Source organism: Acidovorax sp. M14 (genome assembly GCF_049331375.1).
Classification (GTDB): Bacteria; Pseudomonadota; Gammaproteobacteria; order Burkholderiales; family Burkholderiaceae_C; genus Acidovorax.
In genome coordinates this window covers 2,188,927-2,200,901 of the sequence record NZ_CP186263.1, presented here as the reverse complement: position 1 = coordinate 2,200,901, position 11,975 = coordinate 2,188,927, and the positions used below count along the sequence as shown (strand labels likewise).

At 65.1% G+C, this 11,975-nt stretch carries 10 protein-coding genes and 2 riboswitches; of the genes, 9 read left to right on the top strand and 1 reads right to left on the bottom strand.

Annotated elements, in window-relative coordinates; genetic code table 11:
* Positions 1-105 precede the first annotated feature (105 nt).
* The 9 genes from ACOYR4_RS10080 to ACOYR4_RS10040 all read left to right on the top strand — a co-directional run bounded on the left by ACOYR4_RS10080 (position 106) and on the right by ACOYR4_RS10040 (position 11,206).
* On the top strand, positions 106-600 hold the full coding sequence (locus tag ACOYR4_RS10080; protein ID WP_060986835.1) for a TRAP transporter small permease: 495 nt from the start codon (positions 106-108) through the stop codon (positions 598-600).
* An 85-nt stretch (positions 601-685) separates the two neighbouring features.
* Positions 686-1,963 carry a TRAP transporter large permease gene (locus ACOYR4_RS10075; protein ID WP_060986834.1) on the top strand — a complete coding sequence of 426 codons (1,278 nt, stop codon included), beginning with the start codon at positions 686-688 and terminating at the stop codon, positions 1,961-1,963.
* Between the two features lie 5 nt (positions 1,964-1,968).
* A riboswitch (glycine riboswitch) is annotated at positions 1,969-2,074 on the top strand.
* 13 nt (positions 2,075-2,087) lie between these two features.
* Positions 2,088-2,219, top strand: a riboswitch (glycine riboswitch).
* A gap of 48 nt (positions 2,220-2,267) precedes the next feature.
* Entirely contained in the window at positions 2,268-3,410 is a 1,143-nt protein-coding gene (gene gcvT / locus ACOYR4_RS10070; protein ID WP_422849431.1) for a glycine cleavage system aminomethyltransferase GcvT, read from the top strand.
* Between the two features lie 80 nt (positions 3,411-3,490).
* A complete protein-coding gene (gcvH, locus tag ACOYR4_RS10065; RefSeq protein ID WP_291444538.1) occupies positions 3,491-3,865 on the top strand; it encodes a glycine cleavage system protein GcvH in 375 nt (124 codons plus the stop codon).
* Between the two features lie 114 nt (positions 3,866-3,979).
* The gene (gcvP, locus tag ACOYR4_RS10060) at positions 3,980-6,868 is read left to right on the top strand and encodes an aminomethyl-transferring glycine dehydrogenase (RefSeq protein WP_422849430.1); all 2,889 of its coding nucleotides are present in this window, start codon (positions 3,980-3,982) and stop codon (positions 6,866-6,868) included.
* Between the two features lie 208 nt (positions 6,869-7,076).
* A complete protein-coding gene (locus ACOYR4_RS10055) occupies positions 7,077-7,445 on the top strand; it encodes an FKBP-type peptidyl-prolyl cis-trans isomerase (RefSeq protein ID WP_291444767.1) in 369 nt (122 codons plus the stop codon).
* A 4-nt stretch (positions 7,446-7,449) separates the two neighbouring features.
* Positions 7,450-8,520, top strand: coding sequence for a MerR family transcriptional regulator (locus tag ACOYR4_RS10050; protein ID WP_422849429.1), 1,071 nt, complete (start codon positions 7,450-7,452; stop codon positions 8,518-8,520).
* A 45-nt stretch (positions 8,521-8,565) separates the two neighbouring features.
* Positions 8,566-9,846: an acyltransferase family protein gene (locus ACOYR4_RS10045; protein ID WP_422849428.1), complete on the top strand. Its 1,281-nt coding sequence runs from the start codon at positions 8,566-8,568 to the stop codon at positions 9,844-9,846.
* A 97-nt stretch (positions 9,847-9,943) separates the two neighbouring features.
* Positions 9,944-11,206: an MFS transporter gene (locus ACOYR4_RS10040; protein ID WP_422849642.1), complete on the top strand. Its 1,263-nt coding sequence runs from the start codon at positions 9,944-9,946 to the stop codon at positions 11,204-11,206.
* Between the two features lie 66 nt (positions 11,207-11,272).
* Here the strand turns inward: ACOYR4_RS10040 and ACOYR4_RS10035 are convergent, their stop codons facing one another.
* A complete protein-coding gene (locus ACOYR4_RS10035; RefSeq protein ID WP_056067837.1) occupies positions 11,273-11,929 on the bottom strand; it encodes an NAD(P)H-dependent oxidoreductase in 657 nt (218 codons plus the stop codon).
* Positions 11,930-11,975 lie beyond the last annotated feature (46 nt).

Below are 11,975 nucleotides of genomic sequence, written 5' to 3'. Positions count from 1 at the left end.
TTTGTAGCCAATAACGCCCGTAGCCATTGCGCTATCGGGCGTTTTTATTCTTGAACCATTGCTGGTTCTGATCACCTCCTACCTGCCCATGGTCGGCATCGCCCCATGAAAAACGCTTTTCTTACCTTTGAGCGATGGACCACCTTCATCGCCATGCTCGGCGCTTGCGCCATGTTGACCCTGGCCTCGGCCCTGGGCATGTTCCAGATCGTGACGCGCTTTGTGCTGGAGCAGCCCGCCGAATGGACCGAAGTGCTCATCCGCTTCAGCCTGATCTGGATGGTGTTCCTGGCCATCCCGGCCGCGTTTCGCCAGGGCGCGATGGTGAGCGTGGACGTGCTCTACCGCTGGAGCCCGCCACGCATCAAGCGGGTGCTGGACTGGGTGGTGGCACTGGCGGCCCTGGCCCTCATCGGCATCATCATCTGGTACGGCTGGGACTACGCGCAACGTGGGGGGGTGCAGAGCATGGCCGGGCTGGAGTCCGTCTCCATGTTCTGGGCCTACCTCGCCATGCCGGTGGGCGGACTTTTTTGCATCGTCGGCATCATTGGCAACCTCATTGATCCCCTGCGCATGGAACTGGAGACTGCCCAATGAACGCCGCGCCGAGCCGCCTCAAGCCAGTGAACGGCCTCCTCGGGGGGCAGCGAGGACCTGCAATGCCGAGCGTGGGAGTCCAACTATGAGTTTGGTCATGATTTCAACGATGGTGCTGTGCTTTGCACTCACCGTCTCGGTGGCCGTATCCATCGGTTTGGCGTCCATCCTGGGCATCCAGGCCTCCAACGCGAACATGCTCATCTCCGTCAAGGAGATGTTCGGGGCCATCAACAAGTTTCCGCTCGCAGCCATCCCCTTCTTCATCCTCGCGGGCAACCTGATGGAGACCGGAGGCATCTCGCGCCGTCTGGTGGAGTTTGCCAAGAGCATCGTCGGCGGCGTGCAGGGTGGCCTGCCCATGACCTGTGTGCTGACCTGCATGATCTTTGCCGCCGTATCGGGTTCGTCGGTCGCCACCACGTTTGCGATTGGCGCCATCCTGATTCCCGCACTCATCAAGCATGGCTACCCCACCAGCTACGCTGCCGCGCTGCAGGCTACCAGTGCCGAGCTGGGCGTGATCATCCCGCCCTCCATCCCGATGATCCTGTACGGCGTGAGCGCCGAGGTGTCGATTGGTGAGCTGTTCATCGCCGGCTTCGGCCCGGGGCTGCTGATCAGCGCCGCCCTGATGCTGTTTGTCTGGCTGTACTGCAAGTACAAGGGCTGGGGCAAAAACGACGGCGATGGGCGCATGCCCTTTGGCAAGGCCACGCTGCAGGCGGGCTGGGCGCTGCTGATGCCGGTGATCATCCTGGGCGGCATCTATGGCGGCGTGTTCACCCCCACCGAGGCATCGGCCGTCGCCGTGTTCTACGCGTTGGTGGTCGGCATCGTCATCTACCGCGAGATCAAGCTCAAGGACCTGTTCGCCATCCTGCGCAAATCGGCCATCTCGTCGGCGGTGATCATGTTCATCATTGCCAACGCCGGCTTGTTTGCATTCCTCATCACACGCGCGGGCGTGCCCGATGCCATCGGCCGCTGGCTGGAGGCGGTGCTGCAGTCTCCCGCCCTGTTCCTGCTGGGCGTGAACGCGGCACTGTTCGTGATCGGCATGTTCATCGAGACCAGTGCGGCGATCATCGTGCTGGCCCCCATCCTCGCGCCTGTGGCCATGCACTTCGGCATCGACCCTGTGCATTTCGGACTCATCATGGTGGTGAACCTGGCCCTGGGCATGATCACGCCCCCGTTCGGGGTGAACCTGTTTGCTGCCTGCACGGTGGCAAGAATCTCGCTGGACCGGATCATCAAGCACCTGCTTCCGTTTGTCGGCGTGATTCTGGTGTGCCTGATGATCATCACCTATGTGCCATCGATCTCGTTGGCACTTCGGGATCTGGTCTACGCAAAGTAGTTAGAATCGACCGGTCAGGAGAGAGTGCTCCGTCTTGTCCCCAGGACGCGCAGCACCGCCGAAGGCGCAGGCAGCAGCCGAACGCTCAGGCAAAAGGACTGGCAACCGCCCGCAGCGATGCGGGCGTTCCCTTGCTGGAGAGAGGTGGCCCCACAGAAAAGACACTGTGTGCAGGCCATCCACCGAAGGAGCAAACCGCACGGCCAGCCAGGGCGCTGCGGTGAATCTCTCAGGTAAAGCGGACAGCAGGGCAAATCCCGTAGCCACCCTGTGGCTGCGGCCCCCATTTGCCCCGGAGTCCGCCATGTCAGCCACCGCCCCACTGCTCACCACGCCTCTGAACGACCTGCACATCGAGCTGGGCGCCCGCATGGTGCCTTTTGCAGGCTATTCCATGCCCGTGCAATACCCCGCTGGCCTGATGGCCGAGCATGTGCACACCCGCACCGCCGCCGGCCTGTTTGACGTGTCACACATGGGCCAGCTCAAGCTGATCGGCGCCGATGCTGCCGCAGCGTTTGAAACCCTGATGCCCGTGGATGTGATCGACCTGCCCGTGGGCAAGCAGCGCTACGGTCTGCTGCTGACCGACGAAGGCACGATCATTGACGATCTGATGTTCTTCAACCAGGGCATCGTGGATGGCGAGCCCACCTTGTTCGTCATTGTCAACGGCGCCTGCAAGGTGGGCGACATTGCCCATATCCAGGCCCACATCGGCCAGCGCTGTAAGGTGGTGCCCATGCCCGACCACGCCCTGCTCGCTCTGCAGGGCCCACAGGCCGTCACCGCCCTCGCCCGCCTGGCGCCCGGTGTCGAAAAGCTGGTGTTCATGACCGGTGGCGCGTTCAGCATCGCGGGCTGCGACTGCTTTGTGACCCGCAGCGGCTACACCGGCGAAGACGGCTTTGAAATCTCCGTACCCGCCGCGCAGGCCGATACCCTGGCCCGCGCTCTGCTGGCCCAGCCTGAAGTCAAGCCCATCGGCCTGGGCGCGCGCAACTCGCTGCGCCTCGAAGCAGGCCTGTGCCTGTATGGCAACGACATCGACACCACCACCACGCCCCCCGAAGCCGCGCTCAACTGGGCCATCCAGAAGGTGCGCCGCACCGGTGGCGCGCGTGCAGGCGGCTTCCCAGGTGCCGACAAGGTGCTCGCACAGATCGACAACCCTGCCAGCCTGCCCCGCAAGCGTGTGGGTCTGGTCGCGCTGGAACGCGTGCCGGTGCGCGAGCACACCGAACTGCAGAGCACGGACGGCCAGAAGATCGGCGAAGTCACCAGTGGCCTGCTGGGCCCCACGGTGAATGAACCCGTGGCCATGGGCTACGTCACGCCCGCTTTTGCCGCCATCGGCACCCGTGTCAACGCCATCGTGCGCGGCAAGGTGGTGCCCATGGAAGTGCGCGCCATGCCGTTTGTGCCAGCCAATTACTACCGCGGCTGATTTCATCAGCGAAGCGCAGAAGCTTCGGCCGCTTACATTGCAGATTCCTTTACTTTTTTCCTTTGCTTGAGGAGCTTCCCATGACGATCAAATTCTCCAAAGACCACGAGTGGATCAACGCCGCTGATGCCAACGCTTCGGTGGTGGGCATCACCGTGCACGCGCAGGACGCGCTGGGCGACGTGGTGTTTGTAGACCTGCCCGAAGTGGGCAAAAGCTTTGCCCAGGGCGAAGTGGCAGGTGTGGTCGAGTCCGTGAAGGCCGCCGCCGATGTGTACATGCCCGTCTCTGGCGAAGTGGTCGAAGTGAACGAAGCCTTGCGTGCCGACCCGTCGCTGGCCAACAGCGACCCGCTGGGCGCTGGCTGGTTCTTCAAGGTCAAGCTGGCCGACGTGAGCCAGCTCGACGCCCTGCTGGACGAAGCCACGTACACCGAGTTCGCCAAGAACGCCTGATCCTCGCTGACTCAGAGGGCATGGCGCCGGGCCATGCCCGGCCCGCCGCCCTGTCGCGTGCGTGCTCTTTTCCCGGCACCGCCCCCAACCCGCTGCGACCTACGAGACTGCCCCATGCTGATGCAATCCGCCACCCCCCTTGGCGCGCTTGAAAACGCCACCGAATTCCTGCCCCGCCACATCGGCATCGACGCGGCCGACGAAGCGCACATGCTGTCGGTGATCGGCGAGGCCTCGCGCCGTGCGCTCATCGAATCCATCGTGCCGCGCTCCATCGCACGCAGCCGGGGCATGGACCTGCCAGCGCCGCTCACCGAAGCAGCGGCACTGGCAGAACTCAAGGCCATCGCGGGCAAGAATCAGCTGCTCAAGAGCTTCATCGGCCAGGGCTACTACGGCACGCACACGCCCGGCGTCATCCTGCGCAACATCCTGGAGAACCCCGCCTGGTACACCGCCTACACGCCCTACCAGGCTGAGATTTCGCAAGGCCGCATGGAAGCCCTGGTCAACTTCCAGACCATGGTGTGCGACCTCACCGGCATGCCGATTGCCAATGCGTCCATGCTGGACGAAGCCACCGCCGCCGCCGAGGCCATGACGCTGGCCAAGCGCTCGGTCAAGAACAAGAGCAACGTGTTTGTGGTGGCGGGCGATGCCCACCCACAGACCATCGAGGTCATCCAGACCCGCGCCAAGCCCCTGGGCCTGGAAGTGCGCCTGGCCAATTCGGCCGAAGAATGGAGCACCCTGCTGGACGGTGACTACTTTGCCGTGCTGGCCCAGTACCCCGCCACCAGCGGCCGCATTGACGACCTGCGCGCCGACGTGGAAAAGGCCCATGCCAAACAAGCGGCCTTCATCGTGGCGGCCGACCTGCTGGCGCTCACCCTCATCACGCCACCCGGCGAACAAGGTGCCGACATTGTGGTGGGCACCACCCAGCGTTTTGGCATGCCCATGGGCGCCGGGGGCCCCCACGCTGCCTACATGGCCTGCCGCGACGAATTCAAGCGTAGCATGCCTGGCCGCCTGGTGGGCGTGAGCGTGGACGTGCATGGCAAGCCCGCCTACCGCCTGGCCCTGCAAACGCGCGAACAGCACATCCGCCGCGAAAAGGCCACCTCCAACATCTGCACGGCCCAGGTACTGCCCGCCGTGATCGCCAGCATGTACGCCGTGTACCACGGCCCCGAAGGCCTCAAGCGCATTGCACAGCGCGTGGCTGCCTATACCGCCGTCCTGGCCCAGGGCCTGAAGCAGCTGGGCGCCCCAGTGCGTGAGCAGGCGACCTTCGACACGCTGAGTCTGCACACCGGCGCCGCTACCAAATCCATAGCTGCTCGCGCAGTGCAGATGGGCGCCAACCTGCGAATTTACTTTGAAGAGTACCTGTGCATCTCGCTGGACGAGACCACCACACGCGCCGACATCGAGCTGCTCTGGAAGATCTTCGCCAAGGACGGCCAGGCGCTGCCCACCTTCGATGCGTTTGAAAAGGGCGTGGAGCCGCTGATCCCCACCGAGCTGCGCCGCGCAAGCAGCTACCTGACGCACCCGGTGTTCAACACCCACCACAGCGAGACGGGCATGCTGCGCTACATCCGCCAGCTGTCCGACAAGGACCTTGCACTGGACCGCAGCATGATCCCGCTGGGCTCGTGCACCATGAAGCTCAACGCCACCAGCGAGATGATCCCCATCACCTGGCCCGGGTTCGCCAACGTGCACCCGTTCGCCCCCGCGGACCAGCTGGTGGGCTACAAGGAGCTGGACGAGCAGCTGCGCGCCTGGCTGTGCCAGGCCACGGGCTACGCGGGCATCAGCCTGCAGCCCAACGCTGGCTCGCAGGGCGAATACGCGGGCCTGCTGGCCATCAAGGGCTACCACGAGTCGCGTGGCGAAGGCCACCGCAACATCTGCCTGATCCCCAGCAGCGCACACGGCACCAACCCCGCCAGCGCCCAGATGGTGGGCATGCAGGTGGTGGTGACGGCCTGCGATGCCAATGGCAACGTGGACCTGGTGGACCTGAAAGCCAAGTGCGAACAACACAGCGCCAACCTGGCCGCCGTGATGATCACCTACCCCAGCACGCACGGCGTGTTCGAGACCAGCGTGAAAGAGCTGTGCGCCCTGGTGCACAGCCACGGCGGCCGCGTGTACGTGGACGGCGCCAACATGAACGCACTGGTCGGTGTGGCCGCCCCCGGCGAGTTTGGCGGCGACGTGAGCCACCTGAACCTGCACAAGACCTTCTGCATCCCCCACGGCGGTGGCGGCCCCGGCGTCGGCCCCGTCTGCGTGGTGGAAGACCTTGTGCCCTTCCTGCCCGGCCATGCCACAGCGGGCGTGGCAGGCGGCGTGGGCGCCGTCAGCGCTGCCCCGCTGGGCAACGCTGCCGTGCTGCCCATAAGCTGGATGTACATCCGCATGATGGGCGCCGAAGGCCTGCAGGCGGCCACCGAGACCGCCATCCTGAGCGCCAACTACATCAGCGCACGCCTCAAGGACCACTACCCCACGCTGTACGCGAGCGAAAACGGCCATGTGGCCCACGAGTGCATTCTGGACCTGCGCCAGCTCAAGGACACCAGCGGTGTGATGGCCGAAGACGTGGCCAAGCGCCTGATCGACTACGGCTTCCACGCGCCCACGCTGAGCTTCCCGGTGCCCAACACGTTGATGGTGGAGCCCACCGAGAGCGAAACCCTGTTTGAGCTGGACCGCTTCATCGACGCGATGATCGCCATCCGCGACGAGATCCGCCAGATCGAAGCAGGCAAGCTGCCGCAGGACAACAACCCGCTCAAGAACGCCCCGCACACCGCAGAAAGCCTGCTGAGCGGCGAGTGGAACCGCCCCTACACCCGCGAAGCGGCTGCCTACCCCGTGGCTGCACTGCGCAGCAACAAATACTGGTCGCCCGTGGGCCGCGTGGACAACGTGTGGGGCGACCGCAACCTGAGCTGCAGTTGCATCCCGGTGAGCGACTACGCCTGACCCTGCCATAGCGACCCCGGCGGCGCGTCCGCTGCCGTGGCTCTTGGCCTTCCAAGCCCTGGCGCTCGCGTGCCCAGGGCTTTTTTCGTGGTGCCGCTCCCACAGGCCGTGGCACGAACGCGCATAAGATCGCGGGCTGCGTTGTGATTCACTCTTTCAGGAGCCCCCTTTGCGAAACCTCTTGTGCCTCTTGCTCGCCACCGTTGTGATGGCCCCCGCCGCCATGGCCCAGACCTCCAAGCCCGTCACAACGGCCAGCGGCTTGATTTATGAATCACTCAAAGACGGCACGGGCGAATCGCCCAAGGCCACCGACACGGTCAAGGTGCACTACAAGGGCACGTTCCTCGACGGCAAGGAGTTCGACAGCTCCTACAAGCGCGGCGAACCCACCTCGTTCCCGCTCAATCGCGTGATCCCTTGCTGGACCGAAGGCGTGCAGCGCATGAAGCCCGGTGGCAAGGCCAAGCTGACCTGCCCACCTGCCATCGCCTATGGTGCAGCCGGTGCGGGCGGCGTGATTCCCCCCAACGCCACGCTGAACTTTGAGATCGAGCTGATCTCCGTCGGCCGCTGATCCCATGCTGCTGAAGGTCGGCGACCTCGCGCGGCGCACCGGGCTCACGGTGCGCACGCTGCACCACTATGACGAGGTCGGACTGCTCAAGCCCTCGGGCCGGTCGGACGCAGGGTACCGCCTGTACAGCCAGGCTGACGTGCAGCGGCTGCATGGCATCCAAACCATGCGCCAGATGGGCCTGGCGCTCAGCGACATTGCCGAGCTGCTGGCGGGCGACGGGGTAGCACCCGAGCGCATCATCGGCCAGCAGATCCGCGCGCTGGACCAGCAGATCACCCAGGCCACAGAGCTGCGCGGGCGCCTGACCATGCTGCGCGATGGTCTCATGGCGGGTGCCGAGCCTGACATGGGCAACTGGCTCGAAGCCCTGGCGCTGATGACGACCTATGGCAAGTACTTCAGCACCACAGAACTCAAGCAGATCTTCACCAACTGGAGCCTGATCGAGGCCGACTGGCTCGTGGTCAAAGACCTGGTGCGCAGCGCCATGGACCGCCAGCTGCCACCCGATTCGCCCGAAGTGCAGGCATTGGCTTACCGGTGGATGGCACTGATGCTGCACTGGATGGGGGGCGACCTCGATCTGCTGGACCGCTGGGGCCACATGTTTCGCACCGAGCCCAGTGCCCAGGGGCGCAACCATGCGCCGCCCGGTGACATGATTGCCTATGTGGAGGCCGCCATCGAGCTGCGCCTGGCGTTGCTGATGAAATACCTGACCCGCGACGACCTGCGCACGCTGGGCCATGTTCCGCACACCGCATGGGCGGCGTTGGAACGTGACGTGCAACAGTTGCTGGACCGCCAGATCCCCACCCACCACGCCGACGCAGCGGCTGCGGCTTTGCGCTGGAACACGCTGTTCAACCAACTGACCCGCAACGATGCGCAATTGCGCCACAAGCTGCTCACGGCGTCGGCCAACGAGCCGCTGTTGCAGGCTGGCTCGCCGCTGAGCGCGCCTGTGCGTGCCTACCTGCAGGCAGCGCTGGCACAGGCGATGCCAACGCCTACTTGGACCGCTGCAGCTGCCGCCCCTGAGGCGGCCACACCGTCGCCAAAAAGCCACTGAAAGTGCTTGACCCTCACGCAACGTGAGGCCTCACAGTCGGTCCCCATGAACGGATCGACACCTTCCTCCAGCCCCTCTGCCCCCACCCGGCGGTTGCACGCGCTGGACAACCTGCGCGCCACCATGATGTGGCTGGGCATCGTGCTGCATGTCTCGGTGCTCTACATGAGCCGGCCGTCGCCCCTGCCCTGGCACGACGACCGGTCCAGCCCCCTGGCAGACCTGCTGGTGGCGGTGATCCATGCCTTTCGCATGCCCTTGTTTTTCATCCTCTCCGGGTTCTTTGTAGCGGCGCTGGTCCAACGCCAGGGGCTGGCTGGCATGGTGCGCAACCGCCTGCGCCGTCTCGGTCTGCCTTTTGCGCTGTTCTGGCCGCCGCTGTTCGTGGCCTGTGCGCTGCTCGGGCTGATGTTTCTGCACCGCATGGCCTATGGCACCTGGGGTGTAGACCGCAGCCTGCTGCCCCGAGGCCCCAACGTGCCCCAGGGCCCAGCCACCATGCACCTGTGGTTCTTGTGGATGCTGCTGTGGCTGGCGCTGCTGATGCCCGTGGCATGGAGGGCGGTACGCGCATTGCCCGCAGGGCTGCAGCAGGCCCTGCGACGCGGTGCCCTCTGGCTCGGCGGCACACCTGCGGGCCTGCTGATGCTCACGCTGCCCCTGGCGTGGATTGGCGCGGGCTACGACCACGGCATCGTCACGCCCAGCGGGTCCTTCCTGCCACCGCTGGCGGAATGGATACACAACGGGCTGTTCTACGGCTTTGGCCTGAGCCTGCACGTGCACCGCAAGGCGCTCATGACGCGCTACGAACGGCACTGGCCTGCGCTGGCCGGCTTGGGGCTGGTGGGCTTTCTGGTCACTGCACTGCTTTCGGAAGTGCTGGCTCAGCCCGAAGCATCGGCCTTTGTGCTGGTGCTGGTCACCGGGGCGTTTACCGATCTGCTGGCCGCGCCCGTATCGGCCACGCGCCACCTGCAGTTCTGGATGGCCCTGGCCTACAACAGCGCGTCGTGGCTCTGGAGCTTTGCGCTGATCGGGCTGTTTCTGCGCCATGTCGGCCAGCCCCGCGCCTGGCTGGCCTACCTGGCCGACAGCTCGTACTGGGTGTACCTGGTGCACCTGCCACTCACGATCGGCCTGGGTGCGCTGCTGTACGGCCTGCCCGTTCCAGCCCTGGCCAAGATGCTGATCAACGTGCTGGCCACGACCGCCCTGTGCCTGGCCAGTTACCACCTTTGCGTGCGTTTTACTGCTGTGGGCCGCTTGCTCACGGGGCGCACGCACACCCGTCATTCTTTGGGAGACCTCGTTCATGCGACCTGACACCTCACCCCGTCCTGCCCACCCACCCGGCGCAGGCCCTGCAATCCCACCCGCAGACCCGCGCGCCGCACTGCTGCAGGACCCCAACTTCCGCTGGATGATTGGCGGCTCGGCCCTGTCCATGCTGGGCGACCAGTTCACGCTGATCGCACTGCCCTGGCTGGTGCTGCAGATGACCGGCGACACGCTGGTGCTGGGCACCGTGCTGGCCCTCATCAGCGTGCCGCGCGCCTTGTTCATCCTGATCGGCGGCGCGCTGGTAGACCGCCATTCGCCCAAGCAGGTGCTGATGATCACCAAATACGTCAACCTGGTGCTGCTGGCCGCGCTGGCGGGGCTGGTGTTTGCGGGCACGCTGTCGTTGTGGATGGTGTACGCGCTGTCGCTGGGCATTGGGCTCGCCACGGCCTTCAGCATTCCGGCGGGCACGGCCATGATGCCGTCGGTGGTGGCACGCCCCCAGCTGCAGGCCGCCAACGGCATCAGCCTGGGCCTGCGGCAGCTGACGATGTTCCTGGGGCCCTTGCTCGCGGGGCTGTTGATTGCACTGTTTGGCGCCGGTGGCGCGGCCCACACCGCTGCGGATGCGCCAGCACACGCCAACGCCACTGGCATCGGCATCGCCTTCGCGCTGGATGCGCTGAGCTTCGCCGTGTCGGCCTGGACGCTGTCCAAGGTGCAGACGCGTGCGGGCCTTGCGGACCTTTCCGCCCCCACGGCCGCGCCACAGGCGGTGCTCGCTTCGGTGGCGCAGGGCCTCGGTCACTTCTGGCGTGACAGCGAGCTGCGCACCTGCTTTTTGTACTGGAGCGCCATTGCCCTGTTCATCATGGGCCCCATCCACATCGCCATTCCGGTATTGGCCAGCAGCAGCCCGCAGCTGGGTGCTGCAGCCTTCGGCATCATCGTAGGCGCCCATGGTGCGGGCACGTTACTGGGCATGGTGGTATCGGGCACGGTGCCCCGGCTGCGGTTTGGCAGCCTGGGCATGACCATCCTGGCGTTCGACGCCATCATTGGCGCGCTGTTCATGCCGATGGGCCTGATCACCGCCGTGTGGCAAGGCGCGGTGCTGATGCTGGTCATCGGCCTGCTCGGCGGATTCATGCAGGTGAGCGTGTTCACCTGGATCCAGCACCGGGTCCCCCCCGCCCTGCTGGGCCGCGCGATGAGCCTGTTCATGTTCATCTTCATGGGCCTGGCACCCATCTCCGCCGCCGTCACCGGCTGGGTGATGAAGAGCATCACGCTCACACAGCTGTTTGCCGCCAGCGGAGGGACGCTGGTGGTGCTGGCCGCACTGGCCTTTGGGCTGACACCCATGCGCCGCGTGACGGATGCAGCGCCCGCCACACGCTGAGGCTACCCACGCAAAAAAAAAGGCTGGACCACTGTCCAGCCTTTTTTGTGCCTGAGGAGGAGATCCTCAGACTTCGGTCACGAACTGCTCGCGGGGGCGGCGCACCTTCTTCAGGTTCACCAGCCAGTCGCCTTCGTCGGCGCGGTAGCCCAGCGGCAAGATGGCGACGCTGCGCAGGCCGCGCGCACGCAGGCCCAGGATTTCATCCAGCGCGTTGGGGTCGAAGCCTTCCATGGGTGTCGAGTCCACTTCTTCAAAGGCCGCAGCGATCAGGGCTGCGCTCATGCCGATGTAGGCCTGGCGGGCTGCGTGCTGGAAGTTCACTTCGGCGTCGCGCTGGGGGTAGCTGCTAAGCAGCATCTGGCGGTAGTTTTCCCAGCCTTCGTTCTTGAAGCCACGCTGGTCATTGGTCAGGTCGAACATCATGTTGATGCGGTCGGCCGTGTAGTTGTCCCATGCCGCAAACACCAGCAGGTGCGAGCCGTCGGTGATCTGGGCCTGGTTCCAGGCGATGGGCTGGATCTTGGCGCGCACAGCGGGGTCGGTCACCACGATGATCTCGAACGGCTGCAGGCCGCTGGAGGTGGGCGCCAGGCGGGCGGCTTCCAAAATGCGCTCCACCTTCTCTTGCGGCACCTTCTTGGCGGGGTTCATCTTCTTGGCGGCGTAGCGCCATTGCAGCTTGTTCAGCAGGGGTTGGGCGAGAGTGGTGTCTGTGGTCATGGCAGCGTCCTGAAAGAAGTTGTGGATCAAGGGATGTATCGATGGT

Coding starts and splice junctions, on each gene's coding strand:
- gcvP (WP_422849430.1), top strand. CDS start 3,980: ATGCTGATGCAATCCGCCACCCCCCTTGGCGCGCTTGAAAACGCCACC.
- ACOYR4_RS10040 (WP_422849642.1), top strand. CDS start 9,944: ATGATTGGCGGCTCGGCCCTGTCCATGCTGGGCGACCAGTTCACGCTG.
- ACOYR4_RS10055 (WP_291444767.1), top strand. CDS start 7,077: ATGGCCCCCGCCGCCATGGCCCAGACCTCCAAGCCCGTCACAACGGCC.
- gcvT (WP_422849431.1), top strand. CDS start 2,268: ATGTCAGCCACCGCCCCACTGCTCACCACGCCTCTGAACGACCTGCAC.
- ACOYR4_RS10045 (WP_422849428.1), top strand. CDS start 8,566: ATGAACGGATCGACACCTTCCTCCAGCCCCTCTGCCCCCACCCGGCGG.
- ACOYR4_RS10075 (WP_060986834.1), top strand. CDS start 686: ATGAGTTTGGTCATGATTTCAACGATGGTGCTGTGCTTTGCACTCACC.
- ACOYR4_RS10080 (WP_060986835.1), top strand. CDS start 106: ATGAAAAACGCTTTTCTTACCTTTGAGCGATGGACCACCTTCATCGCC.
- gcvH (WP_291444538.1), top strand. CDS start 3,491: ATGACGATCAAATTCTCCAAAGACCACGAGTGGATCAACGCCGCTGAT.
- ACOYR4_RS10050 (WP_422849429.1), top strand. CDS start 7,450: ATGCTGCTGAAGGTCGGCGACCTCGCGCGGCGCACCGGGCTCACGGTG.
- ACOYR4_RS10035 (WP_056067837.1), bottom strand. CDS start 11,929: ATGACCACAGACACCACTCTCGCCCAACCCCTGCTGAACAAGCTGCAA.